The following is a 22,007-nucleotide window of genomic DNA, read 5'->3' as shown; positions in this document are numbered from 1 at the left end:
ACATTTGCGCGTTGCAAACCGCGCCGCAATGGGCTATAATAGACCTAAATCACCCGGCGGAGCAGCCGGGGCATAGACTAGAGAAAGAGGTGTACCCTTATGTTTGAACTGGATATTGAGATGCTGAAAGAGCAGGGCCTGCAGCTGATGGACTCTGCCAAAAAGACTGCACAGGACCTGGCCGATAAGGGCAAGAACAAGCTGGATCTGCTGAACCAGCAGGCGCGCCTGTCCAAGGCACAGCGCCAGCTGGGCGCGCTGGTCTACAGCCTGCATAAGGCCGGCGAGGAGAATCCTGCTCTGGTTGAGAAGTATATCGACGCTGTTGCCGAGGTCGAGAAGGCCATTGAGGACATCAAGGCCAATATGACCGAAGATGAGCGCGCCGAGGTCGAGGCACAGGAGGCCGCTGAGGCTGCTGCCGAGGAGCCCGCTGTGGACAAGACCGCCGACGAGGAAATCGAGGAAGAGCCCATCCAGCTGCGCGGTGAGACCAAGATCTGCCCGGTCTGCAAGTCTGAGGTGGACGGCGACGCACTGTTCTGCAACCACTGCGGCGCACAGCTGTAAGCTGCCAACACTTGACAAATCCCGCAATTTGTGTAAAATTAACCGTATTGCTTTTGCGGGCGAAAGAGGCCTATGAACGCATACCCCGAAAAGAACCAGTACACGGCAGAGGATTTGGCTGCCATTATCGCCATCCTGCGTGACCCGGAAAACGGCTGCCCCTGGGACAAGGTGCAGACCCACACATCCATACGGATGAATTTTCTGGAGGAAGCCTATGAGGCCGTGGATGCCATCGACCTGAATGACCCCGAGCTGCTCTGTGAGGAGCTCGGCGATGTGATGATGCAGGTGGCCTTTCACGCGCAGATAGAACAGGAGGCCGGGCACTTTACCTTTGACGAGGTCTGTGACGGCGTATGCCGCAAGCTGATTGCGCGCCATCCGCATATTTTTGGCGGGGATGACAGCATAAAAGACTGGGATTCGCTCAAGAATAAGGAAAAGGGCCGCCTGACCCTTGCAGATGATTTGGAGAGCGTGCCCAAGGCACTGCCTGCGCTGATGCGTGCGGCCAAGCTGCAAAAGCGCGCTGCCCGCTATGGCGTTGCCGTGCGGGATACAGCCGCAGAAATCACCGCCGCCGCTGCTGTGGTGGAGGCTGCACCGGATAAGCCCGCCGCTGAGCAGGCGATGGGGCAGCTGCTGTTTGCCGCGGCCGCGCTGGCCAGAAGCGTCGGCATAGACCCTGAGCAGGCCCTGCAGCAATACAATGCTGCGTTCACCGCAAATCACAAGAATAGCTAAGAAGTGCGCCAGGCGGACGGAAATTTCCGCAGCCGCTTTTTGCTGATATAACATTGGAGGTACAATACCATGACGAAAGTTGAACTGATTGCCGCTGTTGCAAACGAAGCAAACCTGACCAAGAAGGATGCAGAGGCCGCTGTCAACGGTGCTCTGAACGCCATCACCAACGCCCTGAAGGAGGGCGACAAGGTCACGCTGGTCGGCTTTGGCACCTTCGAGGTTCGTGAGCGCCCTGCACGCAAGGGCCGCAACCCCCAGACCGGTGAGGAAATCACCATTGAGGCTTCCAAGCTGCCTGCTTTCAAGGCCGGCAAGGCTCTGAAGGACTCTGTCCAGTAATCTGAACGAACTGGCCCGCCCCACCGCGTCCTTTGCGGCGGGGCGGTTTTGTGTCATCAAGAAAGGAACTACCTACCATGCGTCTGGATAAATACCTGAAAGTCAGCCGTGTCATCAAGCGCCGCACTCTGGCCAACGAGGTTGCGGACGCGGGCCGCGTGCTGGTCAACGGCAAGCCCGCCAAGGCAAGCTATACCGTCAAGGTCGGTGACATCATCGAGGTCACCTTCGGCAACCGCCCGGTGAAAATCCGTGTTCTGTCTGATGTGGAGCAGAAGGGCAAGGACGTTGCCCGGGAAATGTTTGAAATTATAGAAGATTGAGCGTGTGTTCTAAAACCGCCTTGCCCCGCATACAGTATCACTGTAACCAATCGTGGGGAGGAAACCGCCAATGCCGGAAACAAAAATGGAACCGCGCACGCCCCGCACCGCTGACCCTGTGCCAATCAAGGGCCACGGTCTGGCGCTGAAGGATCGGCGCAATCTGGCCGTTACCGGCGTGAGCCGGGTTATCAGCTGTGACGAAAACGCGGCTGTGCTGGAAACGCCGCTGGGCAATCTGACCGTCGGCGGGCAGGAGCTGCAGATTGGCGAGCTCTCCACCCAAAGCGGGCAGGTGCAGATATCCGGCAAAATTGAGTATCTGCAATATGCAGAAAACAGGGAATCCGGCGGCGGCCTGCTGGCACGCCTGTTTCGCTGATGGCCCCGGCCCCCGCGGCATGGGCCGTGCTGAGCGATGCACTGTGGTGCCTGGGGCTTGGCTGCCTGCTGGCGGCGGGGCGGGACACCGTGCGCCTTGCACTGGGGGAAGGCCCGGTGCGGTGCTTTTTCTGTGACGTGGCGGCCTTTGCCGCCGCGGCGGTGCTGGTCTGCGGCTTTGCGGCCGGGGCCAGCGCCGGGGGACTGGCCCGCTGGTATATGAGCGCCGCAATGCTGCTGGGGGCACTTTGCTGGCGCAGGGCCGTGCAGCCCACCGTGCACAGGGCGGCCTTCCGGCTGACGCAGCTGCTACTGGCACCGCTGCGCTTTGTGCATAAAAAGGCGGTGCAGCCGGTCAGAACCCGCCTGACAGCCGCCCGAAACTGCCGCCGTGCCCGGCATATAGCAAAAAAGTCCCGAAAAAGCAAAAAATCCGCTGAAAAACGGTTGCAAAAGCCGTCGAAAGTATTATATAATTAGCTACAAGTAGTAATCTGTGTTTTGGAGAAAGAGGGCACGCGCATGAAACGCAATAAGGGAATGGCCCGCCGTGGGCTTCTGCCGTGGTGGATTACCGTGCCGGTGTTCCTGATTATTTGCGGGTCGCTGTTTATAAACCTTGTGCAGTATCAGGTTTCCATTGCCTCCAAGCAGCAGGAGCTGCAGTCGGTGCAGAACCAGCTCAGCGCACAGCTTACCGAAAACGCCGAGCTGTCCGGCACGCTGGAGCAGGGCGAAAGCGCCATCATTGAGCGCTACGCCCGCGAGCAGGGCTATGCCAAGCCCAACGAGCGCGTGTTTGTGGACATCAGCGGCAAATAACTTCGTTTTCAGCGGGGACGCTTTGCGGCAGCCCCCTGTAATAAAAAATCAAAATTAAAGGGGTATCTTAGTTTGGCATTACAAGTTGGGGATATTGTCGAGGGCAAGGTCACTGGTATCAAGCCGTTCGGCGCATTCGTTTCTCTGCCGGAGGGCAAGACCGGTCTTGTCCACATCTCCGAGGTTTCTTACGAGTTTGTACAGGACCTTACCACGGTGCTCAGCGATGGGCAGACGGTCTCTGTCAAGGTGATTTCCATTGCACCGGACGGCAAGATTGCACTGTCCATCAAGCGCACCCAGCCCGCGCCGGAGCGTCCTGCACGCCCGCAGCATGGGGAGCGCAGCGCCAACGGTGACCGCCGCCCGGCCCAGCGCCCCAAGCGTGAGGAAAAGCCCCGCGTTTGGCAGCCCAAGCCCGCCGCACCGCAGGGCGAGATGAGCTTTGAGGATATGATGGCCCGCTACAAGACCCGCAGCGAGGAAAAGATTGCGGATTTGAAGCGCGTGACGGAGAACCACCGTGGTGGCTACTCCCGCCGCCGCGGCTAAAGTTCCAGAACGAACGGCCCTATCCTGACGGCTGTCAGCCGCCGGGCTGGGGTCTTTTTGCAATTTTCAAGGCAACACTGCTCAAGCTGTCAGGCGGGAATTGTGCAGTGTTGCCTCCAAAGAAAGGACACCTATGTCTACACTGTATACGATGGTCGCGCCCTGCTTTTTCGGCACGGAATCGACGCTAAACTTCGAGGTCAAGCGTCTGGGCGCACAAAACATTCAGGTCACGGATGGCCGCGTGGCGTTTCAGGGCGGGGCGGATATTATCGCTGCCGCCAACCTGAACCTGCGCACGGCCGAGCGCGTGCTGCTGCTGCTGGCCACCTATAAGGCAACGACCTTTGACGAGCTGTTTGACGGCTGCTACAACATTGCGTGGGAGGAACTGCTCCCCGCCAATGCGGCCTTCCCGGTCAAGGGCTCCAGCCTGTCCAGCCAGCTTTCCAGCGTGCCCGCCTGCCAGAGCATCATCAAGAAGGCCATCGTCAAACGCCTGATGAACGGCCACAAGGTCAGCACCCTGCCCGAGGACGGTGCCCTGTACAAGGTGCGGTTTGCCCTGCGCAAGGACGTGGTGGAGATTTATCTGGATACCTCCGGCGATGGCCTGCACAAGCGCGGCTACCGCAAAAACGCCACCCTTGCGCCCATCAAGGAGACGCTGGCCGCTGCCATTGCCGATTTGGGCCGTGTGCGCCGGGATTCTCTGGTGCAGGACCCGTTCTGCGGCTCCGGCACGCTGGTCATTGAGGCTGCACAGAAGGCGCTGAACCTGGCTCCCGGCCTGCGCCGCCGCTTTGCCGCGGAGCACTTTGACTTTGTGCCCGCTGGCATCTGGGCCGAGCAGCGCCAGAAGGCACTGGAGGAGGTCCGCAAGGACGCCGCCTTTGAGGGCATCGGCTATGACATTGACCCCGCCGCCGTGGCGCTGGCCAACGCCAACGCCAAGCTGGCGGGCGTGGGGGACCGCTGCCGCTTTGAGGTGGCGGACGTCAAGGACTTCCGTGCACTGGACAATGCCACTGTCCTGACGAACCCGCCCTACGGAGAGCGTCTCGGCGATGCGTCCGAGGCAGCCAGCCTTGCAAAAACGCTGGGTCAGGTCTGGCAGGCGCACCCGGCGCAGGGGTTGTACGCCATCACGGCGGATGCGGATTTTGAACAGCACTTCGGCAAAAAGGCCGCCCGCCGCCGCAAAATCTACAACGGTATGATTCCGTGCCAGCTCTATATGTACTTTGAGCAGCCCAAGCGGGAGAGGAAGTAAGCGATGGAAGACCTGAAGCTGGCGATTCTGATTGATGCAGATAATATTTCGCCCAAGTACGTCAAGGTCATTCTGGACGAGGCCGCGAGCTTCGGCGTTGCCGCCTGCAAGCGCATCTACGGCGACTGGTCCGATGTGCGGCTGAAGAGCTGGAAGGATGCGCTGCTGAACAACTCGATTATCCCCATCCAGCAGTACAGCTACACCACCGGGAAAAACGCCACGGATTCCGCCATGATTATCGACGCAATGGATTTGCTGTACGGCGGCAATCTGGACGGCTTCTGCATCGTTTCCTCGGACAGTGACTTTACGCGGCTGGCCGCCCGCCTGCGCGAGGCCGGCAAGCTGGTGATCGGCATGGGCGAGAGCAAGGCTCTCGGCCCCTTTGTCAAGGCGTGTGACCAGTTCAAATACCTTGACCTGATTCTCGACCACGGCGAGCCGGAGGAGCCATCCATTGCGGCCCCGGTGGCGGAGACGAACGCCCGCGCCACGGCGGGGGATGACGCCGCCATCAACCGCGATTCCATCGGCCGAATCATTCACGGTCTGATTGACGAGATGGATGACGGCACCGGCTGGGTGCGCACCTCCCGCGTGGGGGACCAGCTCATCAAGCGCTACCCGGACTTTGACGTGCGCAACTTTGGCTCCAAGAGCCTGAACAAATTTCTGGATTCCCTGCCGGAGCTTGAGGTGGAGGAGCAGATTCTCGCCAACGGCAACCCGATTCAGTTCGTCCACGTCAAGCCCACCCCGAAACCTGCCCAAAAACCGCCCCAGCGCCGCACCGTAAAGCGCACAACGCGGAAGAAAAAACAGTAAAAGAAGCAGCCCCCTGAACGCATCACGCTCAGGGGGCATTTTTCTATTCCGCAGGCAGCAAATACGACGTGTTCACCCAGCCGAAATGGGGCATCCCATACAGCGGATCATACCGCACCAGTGCCCAGCCGGGGGTGGCGCTGGTGTACCCATACACCCGCAGCGTGCTGGAAGATATCCGGTCGATGATATCATATTCCGTTCCTGGCCCGGTGCGCAGATTCAAACGGTTGCTGCTATCGGCGTCCGCCCGAAAATACACGGTATCCGTCCGAGTGGGCCGCGTATCCGGGGCGACGATATCCCCGGACAGCGTATCCAGCGGGTCGGGCTTTGCCACACCGGGAATTGTGTACTCGTGCCAGACGTCGTTCTGCTTGACCCAGGCTGTGCCGCCGTCCCACACAAGACCGTCATAGGTGCAGGGGACAAACTCAGCCCCGCTGCCATCCAACAGGCCAAACTGACCATCCCGGCACACGACCGCATAGCCGTTCAGCAGCGGTGCGGCGCGGGCGGCGGTCAGCGGTGTGTTGGAGTAAATATCAAAACCGTACACGGCATCATAGCATAAACCTGTCGCCTCGCGGCCCGTTGTGTCGAGATATACCCAGCGGCCATCCCGTTGGGCAGGGGCCAGCGATGCATCAAAGAAGAAATCAGCCGCGCTGTATGTGCAGCCATTAGCCGCTGTGCCGTTCCTGTCCCGATACACATAGACCCCGTCGCTGACGAAATTGTACCAATCGTCGCTCTCGTGGGTGGTCGTGCCGCTGACCGTGGGTACGATGCCGTCGGCACGGCCGCTGTACAGGCACATGGCCTCGTCGGTGGGGGCGGCAAACTCGCCGGGGCCGATGCTGCCCGCGTAGACGTACACATTGGCATCCTGCAAATAGACAAACATTCGATAGCCGCCGCCGTCGTGGGCGTCGCAGAGCACACCGTCGCCGCTTTCTTTCAACTGGGCGTTCAGCAGCTCTTGCAGCGGCTCGATTTCCTCCCATGTCATGCCGTCTGTGTAACCGTGCCAGCGGTGGGCGTTCCAGCCGCATTCAAACAGCGGGTACGGTGCGCGGCAGGAAAGAACCTCGGTGCCATCGCTGCGCATCAGGCCCCATTTGCCGTCCCTGCACATGGTATAGTAGTCGGTATCAGGATAGGTCTGGAACTCCCGCACATAGGCAATGAGCCGGATGTCGTCGTAGTCCATCACGGGCGCATCGGTCGGGATAAGACCCTGGGGCGGGGCTGCGGTGGGTGCGGATGTGGCGGCACTTTCGGCTGTCTCGGCGGTGGAGGCGGTCTGAGGCACGGAGGTGGGCGGCACATCCACGCCGGAGGGGAAGGCTGCACCGGCACAGCCCACCAGCAGCAGGGCGGGCAGAATACAGAGCCAATATTTCATACGGCACACCACCTTTTTCTTTATCGCCTTTATCTTTATTATAATTATAGCACAAGCGCCCGCACCGGGGAATACGGTGCAGGGCGCTTGTGGAAAATTTACAATTTATTCGTAGGTGCGACGCCCGGCAAACACGCACAGGGGGCGCTTGGCCTTGCCCATGCCCATCAGCTGCACGGCGGCGGCCAGTGTGGCCCCGGCGCTGGTGCAGGCGGGCACGCCGTCAAAAAAGAGCACCTCGCGTGCGGCGCGCTCAGCGTCGGCGGTGGAGACGGTCAGCACCGTGTCCACCACATAGGGGTTGTAGTTCTCCGGCACAAAGCCGGGCCCGATGCCCGCAATGCCGTGCTGGCCGATGAACCCGCCCGAGATGGCGGCGCACTCGGCGGGCTCCACGGCCACGATGCGCACCATGCTGTTCCATGCCTTGATGTACTCGGCCACGCCGGTGATGGTGCCGCCGCTGCCTACGCCGATGACCACCGCGTCAATCGCGTCCCCGGCGTGCTTCAGTATCTGCGGCCCGGTCACACGGCGGTGGTACTCGGGGTTATCGTCATTGGAAAAATAGTGGGTGTAGTACCCGCCGTACCGCTTGGCAGTGTCCGCGGCAATGCGGTCCATCGCACGGCGGCCGCCGCTGCTGCAGGCGATGATGTGCGCCCCCAAATCCTGCAGGTGCTTGCGGCGTGCAATGGGCAGATTGCTGGGCACAACCAGAATACAGGGGTGGCCGGTGGTGGCACAGCTGACGGCCAGCGCCGCGCCAAAGCTGCCGGAGCTGGCTTCCACCACCGGCATATTGGGCTGCAGCTCGCCGCGCTCGGTGGCAAAGGCCAGCATTGTCTCGGCAAGGCCGTCCTTGGAGGTGCCGGTTGCGCCGCCGAAATCCAGATAGGCAAGGATGCCCGCCTCCAGCCCGTGACGGCCGGAATAGCCGTCCAGCCGCACAACCGGGGAACGGTAGACCTCCTGATAATAGCTGTGCAGAATCGCCACGCCGGGACACCTCGCTTTCGATAACAGTAGTCTTTTATTATAGCATATTCCGACAGGATTTGCACAGAAAAATTGAAATTCGGGGCAGAACATTTTTTCGCAGAAAATCGCAGGAAATACGGCGGAAGCCCTTGACTTTTGCCCCTTTGGCTGGTATAATGCAAAGGCTGATGTAAAGAAAATTACTTTACACGGCTTTCACAAGCAGTAAAGGGGGCGCGGGCATGGCCGGTAAGCCGCAGAAAAACCTGGCCTACTCCGTTCTGCTGGACTTTTATGGCCCGGTTCTGACGGAAAAGCAGCGCGTCATCCTGACGGAATACTATGATGAGGACTTGTCCCTTGCTGAGATCGCCGAGAACCTTGGCATAACACGGCAGGGGGTGCGGGACGCCATCAAGCATGGCGAGGCCGCGCTGGATGAGCTGGAGGCAAAGCTGGGCAACGCCCGCCGCCACACCCGGATGCAGGCAGAGCTTGACCGCCTGCAGACCCTTGCCACAGAGATTCGCTGCTGCAACTCCGGCTCGTACACGCCGGACCCGCGTATCCACAGGGATACCGCGGAAATGCTCACGATTTTACAATGCTTGGACACGCAGGAGGATGCCGATGGCCTTTGAGTCTTTAACAGAGCGCTTGAATGGCGTTTTCAAAAAGCTGCGCGGCAAGGGCAAGCTGAACGAGGCTGATATCAAGGCCGCCATGCGCGAGGTGCGCATGGCCCTGCTGGAGGCCGATGTCAACTACAAGGTTGCCAAGGACTTCTGCGCACAGGTTTCGGAGCGCGCCATGGGGCAGGAGGTCATGGAAAGCCTGACCCCCGCCCAGCAGGTTGTCAAAATCGTCAATGAAGAGCTGACCAACCTCATGGGCGGCAATGAGCCAAAAATCCTGCGCCTGAAAAACAAGGGCCAGACCGTGCTGATGATGTGCGGCCTGCAGGGCAACGGTAAAACCACCCACGCCGCAAAGCTTGGCAAGTATTACCGCAGTCAGGGCCGCCGCCCGCTGTTGGTTGCCTGCGATATCTACCGCCCCGCCGCCATTGAGCAGTTGAAGGTGGTGGGTGAGCAGGCCGGTGTCCCGGTCTTTACGCTGGGCACCGAGAAGCCCGAGATTATCGCCCAGAAGGCGATGGCCTACGCAAAGGATCACGGCAATGACATTGTGATTCTGGATACCGCAGGCCGCCTGCAGATTGATGACCAGCTTATGGATGAGCTGGTGCGCATCAAGCAGGCGGTGGAGGTCGATGAGACGCTGCTGGTTGTCGATGCAATGGCCGGTCAGGAAGCCGTCAACGTGGCCAAGACCTTCAATGAAAAGGTTGGCATCAGCGGCGTTATCCTGACCAAGACGGATGGTGACACCCGCGGCGGCGCGGCACTCTCGGTGCTGGCCGTCACCGGTATGCCCATCTACTTCCAGGGCACCGGCGAAAAGCTCGAGGACCTGGAGCCGTTCTATCCGGCCCGCATGGCAAACCGTATCCTTGGTATGGGCGATGTGCTTTCCCTGATTGAGAAGGCGCAGACGCTGCAGAATGACAAGGAAGCCGAGGCCGCTGCCAAGCGCCTGATGGAGAACAAGTTCGATATGAACGACCTGCTGACCCAATTCCAGCAGGTGAAAAAGATGGGCGGCGCTTCCGCACTGCTGGCCATGATGCCTGGTGGCAGCCAGATTGACGCGGACGCTGTCGATGAAAAGGCACTGCCCCGCATTGAGGCCATCATCTACTCGATGACCCCGGCAGAGCGTGCCAAGCCCGATATCATCAATCCCAAGCGCAAGCGCCGCATTGCAGCGGGCTCCGGCACCTCGGTTGAGGACGTGAACAAGCTGCTGCGTCAGTTTGAAATGATGCAGAAGATGATGAAAAAGGTCAAGCGCAACCCCAAGGGTTTTATGCGCAGCTTGGGCAATATGGGCGGTGGCTTCAAAGGCTTTGGCCGCTGAAAATCAATCCGGTATGACCCGCACGGCTTTACGGCCCCGGGATGTACAATATAGAAGATGCCCCGCAAGGGCCGTAAACAATTTTTGGAGGAATAGTATTATGGTTAAGATTCGTCTGCGCCGCATGGGCGCCAAGAAGGCTCCTTTCTACCGCGTTGTTGTTGCTGACAGCCGCTTTGCTCGTGATGGCCGTTTCATTGAGGAGATCGGCTACTACGATCCGACCAAGGAGCCCTCTGTTGTCAAGATTGACGCCGAGAAGGCAAAGCAGTGGCTGGACAACGGCGCTCAGCCCACCGACACCGTCCGCGAGATTCTCAAGAAGGCCGCTGTTCTGTAATCTGTTCGCTTTTCAGGGAGGGAACGCCACATGCAGGAACTCTTATTAGCCGTTGCCCGCGGCCTTGTCGAAGACAAGGAGGCCGTGCAGGTGACTGTTGATCCCATGCGTGAGGACGGCACTGTTGTGTACCACCTCAAGGTGGCCGAGGCCGATATGGGCCGCGTCATCGGCAAGCAGGGCCGTATCGCTAAGGCGATTCGCGTTGTTATGCGTGCCGCTGCCGTCCGTCAGGGCGAAAAAGTCATCGTTGAGATTGACTAAGACCCGCAACAAAGCACTTTGCCGCACGGTAAAGTGCTTTTTCTGTATCAGGAGGAACCCTATGCAAAACTATCTTCCCGCCTGCAAAATCGTCTCTACCCACGGCGTGCGCGGCGAAATGAAGGCCCTGCCGCTGTGTGACGGCGCGGCCTTTCTGGCAAAATTCAAGCGGCTGTTCACAAGTGCGGACGGCGCAGGGGAGACCCGCGTGCTGGGCGTGCGTGCGCAGGGCAACGTGATTTTGCTGCGGCTGGACGGCGTTGGCGATATGGACGCCGCCCGCGCACAGGTGGGCCGGGTGTACTATCTGGCCAAGGCAGACGCCCGCCTGCCCAAGGGCCGCTATTTCATTGATGATTTGCTGGGCTGTGACGTGGTGGATGCTGAAACCGGCCGCGTCTATGGCCAGCTGACGAACGTAGACCGCCCCGCTGCGCAGGACATCTATACCGTGACCGACGCCGCGGGCGGCGAGCATATGCTGCCTGCCGTGCCGGAGTTTGTGAAGCAGATTGATATAGAGGCCCGCAGAATTGCAGTCACGCCCATCGAGGGTATGTTCACCGAGGCCGTGAACGGCGACGAGGACTGAGCCGATGCGCATTGACATTGTAACGCTTTTCCCCGAGCTGTGCGACAGCTTCCTCTCGGCCAGTATTCTGGGCCGCGCCCGGGCCAAGAACCTGTTTGAGGCGCACTGCCACCAGATTCGCGACTACACAAAAAACAAGCAGAAGCAGACCGATGACTACCCCTACGGCGGCGGCTGCGGTATGGTGCTGTACGCGCAGCCCATCGCTGACTGCCTGCGCGCCGTGCAGAGCCAGTGCGCCGCGCAGGGCCGCGCAAAGCCGCACGTGGTCTTTCTGACCGCGGCGGGCCGCCCCTACAATGAGGAGAAGGCCCGCGAGCTGGCCGCCTATGACGCGGTGACGCTGGTCTGCGGCCACTATGAGGGCATTGACCAGCGCGTCATTGACGCGTTCGGGGATGAGGAAATCTCCATCGGTGACTATGTGCTGACCGGCGGTGAGCTGGCCAGTCTGGTGGTGGCCGACAGCGTCCTGCGCCTGCAGCCAGGTGTTCTGGCCGAGGAAAAGGGCTATCAGGATGAGAGCTACTGGGATGGTCTGCTGGAATACCCCCAGTTTACCCGCCCGGAGGTCTGGGAAGGCCGCGCTGTGCCGCCTGTGCTGCTGACCGGCGACCACAAGAAAATTGACGAATGGCGCGGGGCACAGAGCCGGGAGCGCACCCGGGAGCGCCGCCCGGATCTGTATGACAGCTGGTGCGAGAGCCACCCGCTGACCGAGCTGCCGAAGTGGAAGCGGGGCGAGAACGTCCGCCTTGTGAAAAATGGCGAACAGCTGGCGCTGTGCGCCGCGCTGATGGCGGAGGGGCGCCGCACGGTCTGTGCGCCGGTCTGCGACGCTGCCTATCTTGAAAAAATGACGCCGGAGTTCTGGCTGCCGGATTTGGAACAGGACAAAAAGAACGGCTGGGCGTTCTATCTGCACTATACCAAAGACACAGCCGACGGTATGGTGGGTGTATGCCACCGCACCGGGGAAATCAGCCATCTGTTTGTGACCGAGGCTGCACGCGGCAAGGGCTTTGGCGCAAAGCTGCTGGATTTTGCCCGCAAAAAGCTGCCCGAGCACGCCTGCCCGACGCTCGGTGTGCTCAGCACCAACACCCGCGCTATGGCGCTGTACAAGCGGATGGGCTGGCGGCTGACCGGCACTGTGCTGCACCGCTATGACCCCGCCGAAAAGGACTGCTTTGCGGCGGTTCCGTGCGAGGAATGGCAGATGCGGTACGAGGGATGACCGTTGTTTTTGTTGCCTATCTACAACGTTGTTGAAAATAAACTGGTTAAAATGCACAAACAGGGGCGCGCGGATTTGGAGGAATTACAGAATCCTGCCAAATTTGCAAATTTCTACTGTACAAAATCGACTAAATAGGATAAAATAGAAACAATCAAGGCGGCGTATTAACACGCAATAGACCGCCTGGAAGTCGCCCACGGTAGATACGCAAGGGCATATTATTTTCAAAAGTAGGAGAGAATAACTATGTACGTTAAAGAAGTTACCGTTGAGAATCAGGTTGGTCTGCACGCACGTCCGGCTACCTTCTTCATCCAGAAGGCCAACGAGTATAAGTCCTCCATCTGGGTCGAGAAGGAGGAGCGCCGTGTCAACGCGAAGTCTCTGCTCGGCGTCCTGAGCCTGGGCATCGTTGGCGGCACCACCATCCGCATCATTGCAGACGGCGCTGATGAGCAGGCTGCTGTTGATGGTCTGGTCAAGCTGGTCAGCTCCGGCTTTGCCGAGTGATTTCTCCAAAAACAATCAGCGGTGGGGCAACCCGCCGCTTTTTTTGTACACGAAAGGCCACCCCCAATGACAAAAGCTGAACTCTACAAAAAAGCCTGTATGCTGCCGCTGCTGCCCGGCGTCTATATCATCCGGGACAAGTCGGACACGATTATTTATATCGGCAAGGCCAAGCGGCTGAAAACCCGTGTGTCGCAGTATTTCCGCGAGGGCGTGCCCCACGATGCCAAGGTCAGCCAGATGATTGCCCACGCCTTCACCTTCGACGTCATTGTCTGCCAGAGCGAGTTTGAGGCACTGGTGCTGGAGGCCAGCCAGATTAAGGCACACACCCCCAAATACAACATTCTGCTCAAGGATGACAAGGGCTACAGCTATGTCAAGGTCACCCGCGGGGTGTGGCCGCGTATCTCGGCAGCACTGCAGAAGGACGATGATGGCGCAGACTATATCGGGCCGTTTACCTCGTCCTTCGCCGTGCGGGAAATGGTGGAGACCGCGCAGGACTGCTTTCTGCTGCCGCGGTGCAATAAAAATTTCCCGCAGGATTTCGGCAAGGGCCGCCCCTGCCTGAATGCCCACATCGGCAAGTGTATGGCGGTGTGCAGTGGCAAAATCACCCGTGAGGCCTACAATGACGCCGTGCAGGGAGCGCTGCGGATGATTCGCTACGGCAAAAAGGACATTGTCAAGCAGCTGCGCGAAAAGATGGAGGCCGCCTCCGAACGGCTGGACTTTGAGACCGCCGCCCTGCTGCGCGACCAGATTATGGCCATTGACCGCGTGGCGGCAGGGCAGAAGGTGGTTATGGACGGCGACACCGAGATGGACGTCATTGCGCTGGCGGGCACAACGCACGCAGTCTGCGCCGCGGTGTTGCGCTACCGTGACGGCCGCCTGACCGACAAGCGGGAGTTTCTCTTCCGGGACACCACTGATATTGACGCCGTGCGGGAAGAATTTCTGCCGCAGTATTATCTGGACGGCGAGACCATCCCCAAAACCATTGCGGTGGATGCACTGCCGCCTGATGCCGAGGCGCTGAACGAGGCACTGAATCAGGCCCGCGGCACCAAGGTGGAGCTCTATGTGCCGCAGCGCGGCGATGTGGCCAAGCTCGTCACAATGGCCTACACCAACGCCGTGGAGCGTCTGGGCCGCGAAAGCGGGCGCTACACTCGGGAGGAAAAGCTGCTGGAGGAGGCCGCGCAGGTGCTGGGGCTGAAAAAGCCGCCCCGTGTCATTGAAAGCTACGATATCTCCAACTGGGGCGACGGCTCCAGCGTCTGCGGTATGGTGGTGTTTCAGGACGGCAAGCCCCACCGTGCGGGCTATCGCCGCTTTAAGATGAAAACCGTTGCGGGTACCGATGACTATGCCTCGCTGGCGGAAACACTGTCCCGCCGCGCCGCTGAGTATGAGATGGCCCGCCGCGGCGAAAAGCCGGACGGCCCGCAGAACCAGTTTGCCACTCTGCCGGATTTGCTGTTGATTGACGGCGGCCGGGGGCAGGTGGGGGCGGTCAAGCAGGCCCTGCGCGGCACAGCGCTCGAGCACGTGCCCACCTTCGGTATGGTCAAGGATGACCACCACCGCACCCGTGCCATTGTGGACGATGCGGGCGGGGAAATCGCCATCAACCGCCACCGCAATATCTTCACGTTTGTGACGAACATCCAGGACGAAACTCACCGCTACGCCAATGACTACCGCAAGCGCGCCATGAAGAAAAAGTCCTACGCCGCCACCCTCACGGCCATTCCGGGTGTGGGCGAAAAGACCAGCGCCGCCCTGCTGGCGCATTTCAAGACGGTTGCCGCCGTCAAGGCCGCCAGCATCTCCGATTTGGAGGAGGTCAAGGGCATCAGCCACGCCAAAGCGGAAATGCTCTACAACGCCCTGCGCAACGGCGTATAAAAATCCTCTGCAACACACCTCTACAACACAAAAGGAAGGAACTATGGCTGACAAAAATATCTACACCGTCATTGTGGCGGACGATGAGGACGAGCTGCGGGAAGCGGTCTGCACAATGATTCCGTGGGAGGCGCTGGGCTTCCACCTTGTGGGCAGTGCCAGCAACGGCCTGGACGCACTCGAGCTGGTCGAACGTCTGGAACCGGATTTGCTGCTGACCGACATCCGTATGCCCTTTATCTCCGGCATTGAGCTGGCGCGGCAGGTGCGCGAGATACGCCCCGCCATGCACATTGCCTTTTTAAGCGGCTATGATGATTTTGAGTACGCCAAGCAGGCCATTCAGTATAACATCATCAGCTATATGCTCAAGCCGCTTACGATGGACGGTCTGGCGGCAGAGCTGAAGTCCATCCATGAGAAGATTGACGCCCGCTATGCCGGGTGGCGCCGCGCCGATGCCGCCAATGCGGACCGCGCCGCCTTCCTAATCCCGCTGGTGCTGGCGCGATATGACAACGCCCCCGAGGATTTGGAGAACCGCCTGCGCGTGACCGCCGGTGAATGTGGCCTGCTGCGCGGGCTGGATGACCGCAGCAGCCTTGTGGTGCTGGCTGCGGCCTTGAACGGCCCGGCGGATTACGCGGCGGGCTTTACCCAGCTGGTGGCCCAGATTGCCAACAAATATCTGCGCCACTTCGTGTTTTATTGCTGCGGCCGTGCGGTGGCGGTGCTGCTGGGCAACTCCTCTGACTTTGAGGAATATCTGCACATTCTGGCCGATGAAATCTGCCAGTTGGCAGAGCGCGCGCTGGGCCGCAGGGCCAGCGTGGGCGTCAGCCGCGAACTTGCGCGGTTCAGTGACCTGAATGATGCCTACCGCCAGGCGGTGGAGGCCATGCACACGGCGGAGGAGGACGAGAGCGGCGTCAGTTTTACGGCGGACGCCCGCAAGACCGGCAGCCTCTGTGAGCGTGCACTTGAAATCATTGAGCAGAACTACATGGACGAGAACCTCTCGCTGGCGTCCCTCTCCGCCATGCTGGATGTCAGCCCCAACCATCTGAGCGCCTGCATCAAGAAGTCGGAGGGGGAGACCTTCATCAACATTCTGGTGCGCCGCCGTATGGAGAACGCCCAGAAGCTGTTGCTGACCACGGATTTGCAGATACAAGAGATTTCCCGCCGGTGCGGCTACACCGACCAGCACTATTTCAGTTACTGCTTTAAAAAATACAGCGGCACCTCGCCGGTGGCGCTGCGCCGTGCCCGCGCCGCCGGGGAGGCCCGCCCGTGAGGCGCCCGCCCCGCACAGCCCAGCTTGTGGCGGCGCTGATTTCCGCTGTGGCGGTGGCAGTGCTGACCCTGTGCACCGTGCTATTCCTGCGCAGCTACCGCGCCGCCATTGTGGAGAGCGCCCGCACCAACAGTGCGCAGGCGGTCAGTCAGGTTGTGGGCTCGGTGGGCAACTATGTCCATACGCTGGACAGCGCCGTGGCCATTGTGCAGGAGCAACTGCAGGAGGACGCCGCACCCCGGGATGCGTTTCTTGGCGCGTTTCTGACCGCCCGGCCCGAAGTTGCGGCCATCACGGTCTACGATGCAGACGGAAGCCTGCTGAACTGCTGGGCACAGGACGGCCGCACACCCAAGGCGGACATTCTGCGCAACCTCTCGTTTGATTTGACAACCGCCCAGCGCCTCAGCGGCGGCTATATCAGCACGCCCCACGTCGAGTCGATTTTTACCGGCTACTATCCGTGGGTGGTCTCCATCGTCCGCCCGGTACCGGACAATGCCGCGGCGCGCTGGCTCTCGGTGGACCTCAGCTTTACCGAGCTGGCCGCCACCATCAGCAACGTCGGCATCGGCCAGCACGGCTACTGCTACCTGATGGATGAGCGCGGCAACATGGTCTACCACCCGCAGCAGCAGCTTCTCTACGCAGGCTTGAAAAAGGAGGAAGCAGGGCGTCTGGCCTGCCTTGGTGACGGCACCTATGTGGCGGATACCGTCATCTACAGTGTCCAGCGTGTGCCGAACAGCCCCTGGCGCGTTGTCGGCGTCAGCTACATTGATGAGACCGTCAACGAAAGCTTCTGGCAGATGGTGCGCATCGCTGTGGCAACGGCAGCGCTGATCTTTGTGGCGGCGCTGGCGGTGGGCTGGGTGCTGTCCCGCCTGCTGTCCCGCCCGCTCCAGCAGCTGGAGAACGCAATGGAGGCGTTTGAGCAGGATGCCGATCACTTTGTCTTTTGCGCGGTGCGAGGCACGCGGGAGGTGCAGAACCTGTCGGACTCTTTCGGCCATATGGTGGGGCGCATCCAGCGCCTGATGACCACCGTGCGCGAGGAGGAGATTGACCTGCGCAAGACCGAGCTCAAGGCCCTGCAGGCGCAGATTAACCCACATTTTCTCTACAATACGCTGGATTCCATTGCGTGGATGTGTGAGCGCGGCAAAAACGCGGACGCCGTCCAGATGGTGCACGCGCTGGCGCGGCTCTTCCGCATCAGCATCAGCCGCGGCCATGAGCTGATACCCATTGAAAAGGAACTGCAGCACGCCGAGGCCTATCTGCAGATTCAGAAATACCGCTACAAGAATCAGTTTACCTACCACTTTACGGTGGACGAGGGCTGCCTGCACTGCCTGTGCAACAAAATCACGCTGCAGCCCATCATTGAAAATGCCATTGTGCATGGGCTGGATCTGATGGTGGACGCCGGGCATATCGAGATAACCGTCAGGCCGGACGGCGGGGATATTCTGCTCATCGTGGCCGATGACGGCATCGGTATGGAGCCGGAGCAGGTGGCGGCGCTTTTGCAGAATGAGCCCAGCGACCGTACCGGCATCGGCGTCAAAAACGTCAATGACCGGCTGCGCATCTACTTCGGCCCGGGGTACGGGCTGTCCATCACCAGCGCCCCCTACGAGGGCACAACCGTTACGATACGCACCCCGCGTGTGCCGGAGGACAGGGAGGGCGAGTATGACAAGAATCATTAAGAGCCTTCTGCCCGCTGCCCTTGCGGTGCTGCTGGCGGGCTGTTCTATGCAGGTTACCGACCGCAACACGGCCCGCTACCGGGTGGCGCTGGTGGCAAAATCCGAGGATGCCGAGTTCTGGAAGGCGGTCATTGTCGGGGCAGAGGCCGCGGCAACCGAATACAATATGCAGCTGACCGTATCCGCCCCCGACAATGAGGAAAACTATGACGAGCAGAACCGCCTGATTGAGAAGGCGGTCGAGGACGGCGCGCAGGCGATTGTTTTCTCGGCGATTGACTACGAGGCCAACGCGGCGGCGATTGACGCGGCTGCTGCTGCCGGGGTGACCATCATCGGGATTGACTCGGCGGTGCATTCTGACCATGTGGCGGCCTACATCGGGGCCGACAACTACGGTGCGGGGCAGATGGCTGCCCAGAGCGCGCTGGACGGCACGGAAGGCACGCTCTGCGTGGGGCTGATCAACTATGAGGTCAACGGTGCAAACGGCCGTGACCGGGAACAGGGGGCGCGCGACACGCTGGCCGAAAGCGGCCGTGCGGAGATCATCGACGCGGTTTCCACCCACCCGGATTCCCAGAGCGCCTACCGGGACGCACTGACCATGCTGCGCGCCCACCCCGAAATCAACGTGCTGATTGCCCTCAACGAGACCACCGCCGTGGGTGCGGCGCAGGCAGTCGAGCAGCTGCACCGCACCGATGACCTCTGGCTTGCGGCGTTTGACTCCAACATCCAGACGCTGGACGCCCTGCAGAGCGGCGCGGCGGACGCGCTGGTCATCCAGAACACCTACGGTATGGGCTATTTTGGCGTGGAAAGCGCCTTCAAGCTGCTGGCCGGGCAGGGAAGCAGTGTGGAGAAATCCAGCATCACCACCACGCGCATCATCACCCGGGACAATATGTTTGCAATGGATAAACAGAAGGCTTTGTTCCCATTCGGGTAAGCATTTCCGGCCTCCCTCACCGAGGGAGGTCTATTTTTATCAAAAAGTTCTTACAAAATCAAGGCAACCAACACCGTTTTGTTACTTTTTATGAGCAATATGCACAAAAACAGCGAACACAGAATAGCGAAACCGACCTAAACGGTGAAAAAATCCCCTTTTCATCGGTGAAATTTCACCTTGTTTTTTTGCCCCGCGCCGGGTATGATAATAACTGTCAACAGGGCCCGCACCTCTACCGCGGCCCGAAAAAAATCCACTGCAAAAAGAAGGAGAAACTTATTATGAAAAAGTTTGCTGCTCTGGCCGTTGCTGGCTGCATGGCCGTATCCCTCGCCGCTTGCGGCGGCTCCGCCTCCGCCCCCGCTTCCAGCGAGGCTGCCTCTACTGAGTCCGCCGCTACCTCCGCTGCCGAGAGCGCAGCTGAGAGCGTTACCGAGGCCACTCAGGGCGGTAAGGTCGGCGTCTGCATCTACAAGTTCGACGATGCCTTCATGACCACCTACCGTAATGCTCTGCAGGAGATCCTCGAGGGCAAGGGCTACGAAGTTACCATCGTCGACGGCAACAACGACCAGGCCAAGCAGAACGAGCAGATCAACACCTTCATCACCCAGGGCGTTGACGCACTGATCATCAACCCCGTTATGACCTCCGCTGCCGACCAGATCATCTCCACCGTCAAGGGTGCCGATGTTCCCACCGTCCTGATCAACCGTGAGCCCACCGCCGATCAGATGTCCGCTTATGACAAGCTGGTCTACGTCGGCTGCGACGCTGCTCAGTCCGGCACCTTCCAGGGCGAGCTGATCCTCGACACCGAGAACAAGGGCGACATCAACGGCGACGGCAAGGTTTCCTACATCATGATTCAGGGCGACCCCGAGAATATCGATGCTCAGCTGCGTACCGAGTACTCCGTCAAGGCTCTGACCGATGCCGGCGTTGAGGTTGAGCAGCTTGACCTGCAGCGCGGTGACTGGGACCGTAACAAGGGCCAGGAAATCTGCCAGAACGACCTCGCCAAGTACGGCGATCAGATCGAAGTTGTTTTCTGCAACAACGATGATATGGCTATCGGCGCTCTGCAGGCCATTCAGGCTGCAGGCCGTACCGTCAACAAGGACATCTACCTCGTTGGTGTTGACGCTTTGGACGCTGCCCTGAACGAAGTTGCCAACGGCAACATGACCGGTACCGTTCTGAACGACGCTAAGGGCCAGGCTACGCAGGCTGTTGCTTCCATGGAGGAGCTGCTGGGCGGCAAGACCTTCGAGGCCGACCACCAGAGCGTCTACGTTGACTATGTCAAGGTCACTCCCGACAACGTCAAGGACTTCCAGTAATTTGACAAAAGCCACAGCTTAAACCAGAACAACCAGGGTGCGTGTGCGCAGGCGCACGCACCTTTTTTTCGTGAAAAGGTTACAAAAGATTAAAGGGGGCCAGCGAATTGTCAGAGTACCGCTTGGAGATGTGTGATGTCGTCAAGACGTTCCCCGGCGTCAAGGCACTGAATCACGCACAGCTGAAATTGAAACCCGGCACCGTCCATGCGCTGATGGGAGAGAACGGCGCGGGCAAGTCCACCTTGATGAAGTGTATGTTCGGTATCTACCACATGGACGAAGGCAAGGTTATTTATGAGGGGCAGGAGGTTCAGATCAAAGGACCTCTGGATGCACTGAATCGCGGCATTGCGATGGTGCACCAGGAATTACAGCCCATCCCGGAGCGTTCCATCGGCGAGAATATCTACGTTGGGCGCTATCCCACCAAGAAATACGGACCCGTCACCGTCATCGACCACGACAAGATGTACGAGGATGCGGCCAAGGTCCTAAAGGAAGTCCATCTGAATTATGATCCGCACGCAAAGCTCGGAACCTTGAGCGTTTCCCAGATGCAGCTGGTTGAGATCGCCAAGGCGGTCTCGGCAGACTGCAAGGTGCTGATCCTCGACGAGCCCACCTCCTCGCTGACGGCGGCCGAGGTCGAGGCACTGTTCACCATCGTGAACGAGCTGCGCGCCAAGGGCGTCTCCATCGTCTACATCAGCCACAAGATGGACGAAATTCTTCGCATCAGCGACGAAGTCACGATCATGCGCGACGGCCAGTACATCGGCACCTGGGAGGCCAATGAACTGACCACCGATATGATCATCACCAAGATGGTCGGACGTGAGCTCTCCAACCTCTACCCGCCGCGCTCGAATACGCCCGGTGAGGTCGTGTTTGAGGTCAAGGACTTCACCTCCATCAACCCCAAGAGCTTCCGCCACGTCAACTTCAACGTCCGCAAGGGCGAGATCCTCGGCGTGGCCGGTCTGGTCGGTGCCCAGCGCACCGAGCTGATGGAGGGTCTGTTCGGTCTGCGCTGCCACACGTCGGGCACCATCACCTATAAGGGCAAGGAACTGACCATCAACCAGCCGCAGGACGCCATCAAAAACGGCATCGCCATGCTGACCGAGGACCGCCGCGCCACCGGTATTCTGGGTGTGCTTTCCATTGCGGATAACGTCTCCATTGCATCGCTGAACAAGTATCTGATCGGCGGCATTATGCTGGACGACAACAAAATCGAAAAGCTCGTGCAGGATAATGTCGCCAAGCTGTCCATTAAGACGCCGTCCTCCAAAACGCAGATTCAATCGCTGTCCGGCGGTAACCAGCAGAAGGTGCTGATTGCCCGCTGGCTGGCCAACGACCCCGATGTTTTCATCATGGACGAGCCGACCCGCGGCATCGACGTCGGTGCAAAGTATGAAATTTACTGCATCATCGCCGAGATGGCCAAACAGGGCAAGAGCATCATCATGATCTCCTCCGAAATGAGCGAGCTGATCGGCATGTCTGACCGCATCATGGTCATGTGCGATGGCCGCTGCACCGGCTTTATCGACGGTGATAAGGCGAACCAGGAGAACATCATGACGCTGGCTACCCAGTTTGAATAAGGAGGAATCCG

General features: G+C 59.7%; 25 protein-coding genes. 23 read left to right on the top strand and 2 right to left on the bottom strand.

The genetic code is table 11. The features are described 5' to 3' along the window. Positions 1–99 precede the first annotated feature (99 nt). The 10 genes from NE623_RS08660 to NE623_RS08615 all read left to right on the top strand — a co-directional run bounded on the left by NE623_RS08660 (position 100) and on the right by NE623_RS08615 (position 5,838). A complete protein-coding gene (locus NE623_RS08660) occupies positions 100–570 on the top strand; it encodes a zinc ribbon domain-containing protein (protein ID WP_256272039.1) in 471 nt (156 codons plus the stop codon). 72 nt (positions 571–642) lie between these two features. Next, the gene (gene mazG / locus NE623_RS08655; RefSeq protein WP_256272040.1) at positions 643–1,317 is read left to right on the top strand and encodes a nucleoside triphosphate pyrophosphohydrolase; all 675 of its coding nucleotides are present in this window, start codon (positions 643–645) and stop codon (positions 1,315–1,317) included. 69 nt (positions 1,318–1,386) lie between these two features. Continuing rightward, positions 1,387–1,659, top strand: a complete 273-nt coding sequence (locus NE623_RS08650; RefSeq protein ID WP_256272041.1) for an HU family DNA-binding protein — start codon at positions 1,387–1,389, stop codon at positions 1,657–1,659. Positions 1,660–1,736: 77 nt separating this feature from the next. Next, entirely contained in the window at positions 1,737–1,982 is a 246-nt protein-coding gene (locus NE623_RS08645) for an RNA-binding S4 domain-containing protein (protein WP_256272043.1), read from the top strand. Between the two features lie 70 nt (positions 1,983–2,052). Continuing rightward, entirely contained in the window at positions 2,053–2,364 is a 312-nt protein-coding gene (locus NE623_RS08640) for a YabP/YqfC family sporulation protein (protein WP_256272044.1), read from the top strand. After that, positions 2,364–2,843, top strand: coding sequence for a hypothetical protein (locus tag NE623_RS08635; RefSeq protein ID WP_256272045.1), 480 nt, complete (start codon positions 2,364–2,366; stop codon positions 2,841–2,843). The genes NE623_RS08640 and NE623_RS08635 overlap by 1 nt, the downstream gene beginning before the upstream one ends. 42 nt (positions 2,844–2,885) lie before the next feature. Continuing rightward, positions 2,886–3,185: an FtsB family cell division protein gene (locus tag NE623_RS08630; protein ID WP_256272046.1), complete on the top strand. Its 300-nt coding sequence runs from the start codon at positions 2,886–2,888 to the stop codon at positions 3,183–3,185. Between the two features lie 72 nt (positions 3,186–3,257). Next, complete coding sequence (locus NE623_RS08625; protein ID WP_256272047.1) at positions 3,258–3,737, top strand: S1 RNA-binding domain-containing protein; 480 nt, start codon at positions 3,258–3,260, stop codon at positions 3,735–3,737. A 133-nt stretch (positions 3,738–3,870) separates the two neighbouring features. Further along, positions 3,871–5,010: a THUMP domain-containing class I SAM-dependent RNA methyltransferase gene (locus NE623_RS08620; protein ID WP_256272048.1), complete on the top strand. Its 1,140-nt coding sequence runs from the start codon at positions 3,871–3,873 to the stop codon at positions 5,008–5,010. A 3-nt stretch (positions 5,011–5,013) separates the two neighbouring features. Beyond that, on the top strand, positions 5,014–5,838 hold the full coding sequence (locus tag NE623_RS08615; protein WP_256272049.1) for an NYN domain-containing protein: 825 nt from the start codon (positions 5,014–5,016) through the stop codon (positions 5,836–5,838). 43 nt (positions 5,839–5,881) lie between these two features. On the opposite strand, the gene NE623_RS08610 is transcribed toward NE623_RS08615, so the two are convergent. Continuing rightward, a complete protein-coding gene (locus NE623_RS08610; RefSeq protein ID WP_256272050.1) occupies positions 5,882–7,246 on the bottom strand; it encodes a WG repeat-containing protein in 1,365 nt (454 codons plus the stop codon). A gap of 105 nt (positions 7,247–7,351) precedes the next feature. Further along, a complete protein-coding gene (locus NE623_RS08605) occupies positions 7,352–8,245 on the bottom strand; it encodes a PLP-dependent cysteine synthase family protein (RefSeq protein ID WP_256272051.1) in 894 nt (297 codons plus the stop codon). Positions 8,246–8,469: 224 nt separating this feature from the next. Here NE623_RS08605 and NE623_RS08600 point away from each other — a divergent pair, with 224 nt between their 5' ends. The 13 genes from NE623_RS08600 (at position 8,470) to NE623_RS08540 (ending at position 21,996) form a co-directional block, all read left to right on the top strand. Then, positions 8,470–8,868, top strand: coding sequence for a sigma factor-like helix-turn-helix DNA-binding protein (locus tag NE623_RS08600; RefSeq protein ID WP_256272052.1), 399 nt, complete (start codon positions 8,470–8,472; stop codon positions 8,866–8,868). After that, positions 8,858–10,207 (top strand): signal recognition particle protein, encoded by a 1,350-nt coding sequence (ffh, locus tag NE623_RS08595; protein ID WP_256272053.1) that lies wholly within the window; start codon positions 8,858–8,860, stop codon positions 10,205–10,207. Before NE623_RS08600 ends, ffh begins: the two co-directional genes overlap by 11 nt. A 97-nt stretch (positions 10,208–10,304) precedes the next feature. After that, positions 10,305–10,547, top strand: coding sequence for a 30S ribosomal protein S16 (gene rpsP, locus NE623_RS08590; protein WP_256272149.1), 243 nt, complete (start codon positions 10,305–10,307; stop codon positions 10,545–10,547). A 30-nt stretch (positions 10,548–10,577) separates the two neighbouring features. Beyond that, complete coding sequence (locus NE623_RS08585; protein ID WP_147610860.1) at positions 10,578–10,811, top strand: KH domain-containing protein; 234 nt, start codon at positions 10,578–10,580, stop codon at positions 10,809–10,811. Between the two features lie 61 nt (positions 10,812–10,872). Next, on the top strand, positions 10,873–11,403 hold the full coding sequence (gene rimM / locus NE623_RS08580; protein WP_256272054.1) for a ribosome maturation factor RimM: 531 nt from the start codon (positions 10,873–10,875) through the stop codon (positions 11,401–11,403). Positions 11,404–11,407: 4 nt separating this feature from the next. Beyond that, the gene (trmD, locus tag NE623_RS08575; protein ID WP_256272055.1) at positions 11,408–12,640 is read left to right on the top strand and encodes a tRNA (guanosine(37)-N1)-methyltransferase TrmD; all 1,233 of its coding nucleotides are present in this window, start codon (positions 11,408–11,410) and stop codon (positions 12,638–12,640) included. A gap of 249 nt (positions 12,641–12,889) precedes the next feature. After that, positions 12,890–13,153 (top strand): HPr family phosphocarrier protein, encoded by a 264-nt coding sequence (locus NE623_RS08570; protein ID WP_007046747.1) that lies wholly within the window; start codon positions 12,890–12,892, stop codon positions 13,151–13,153. Positions 13,154–13,219: 66 nt separating this feature from the next. After that, a complete protein-coding gene (gene uvrC / locus NE623_RS08565; protein ID WP_256272056.1) occupies positions 13,220–15,070 on the top strand; it encodes an excinuclease ABC subunit UvrC in 1,851 nt (616 codons plus the stop codon). 43 nt (positions 15,071–15,113) lie between these two features. Beyond that, entirely contained in the window at positions 15,114–16,367 is a 1,254-nt protein-coding gene (locus NE623_RS08560) for a response regulator (RefSeq protein ID WP_256272057.1), read from the top strand. Next, a complete protein-coding gene (locus tag NE623_RS08555) occupies positions 16,364–18,082 on the top strand; it encodes a cache domain-containing sensor histidine kinase (RefSeq protein ID WP_256272058.1) in 1,719 nt (572 codons plus the stop codon). Before NE623_RS08560 ends, NE623_RS08555 begins: the two co-directional genes overlap by 4 nt. Further along, positions 18,066–19,034, top strand: a complete 969-nt coding sequence (locus NE623_RS08550; RefSeq protein ID WP_256272059.1) for a substrate-binding domain-containing protein — start codon at positions 18,066–18,068, stop codon at positions 19,032–19,034. Before NE623_RS08555 ends, NE623_RS08550 begins: the two co-directional genes overlap by 17 nt. Before the next feature lie 284 nt (positions 19,035–19,318). After that, positions 19,319–20,380 carry a galactose ABC transporter substrate-binding protein gene (locus tag NE623_RS08545; RefSeq protein WP_256272060.1) on the top strand — a complete coding sequence of 354 codons (1,062 nt, stop codon included), beginning with the start codon at positions 19,319–19,321 and terminating at the stop codon, positions 20,378–20,380. Between the two features lie 107 nt (positions 20,381–20,487). After that, entirely contained in the window at positions 20,488–21,996 is a 1,509-nt protein-coding gene (locus NE623_RS08540; protein ID WP_256272061.1) for a sugar ABC transporter ATP-binding protein, read from the top strand. The last annotated feature ends 11 nt before the right edge of the window (positions 21,997–22,007 follow it).

The sequence above is a fragment of the Gemmiger formicilis genome, from assembly GCF_024462815.1.
GTDB lineage: Bacteria > Bacillota > Clostridia > Oscillospirales > Ruminococcaceae > Gemmiger.
This window is presented reverse-complemented; position numbering and strand designations above follow the sequence as displayed.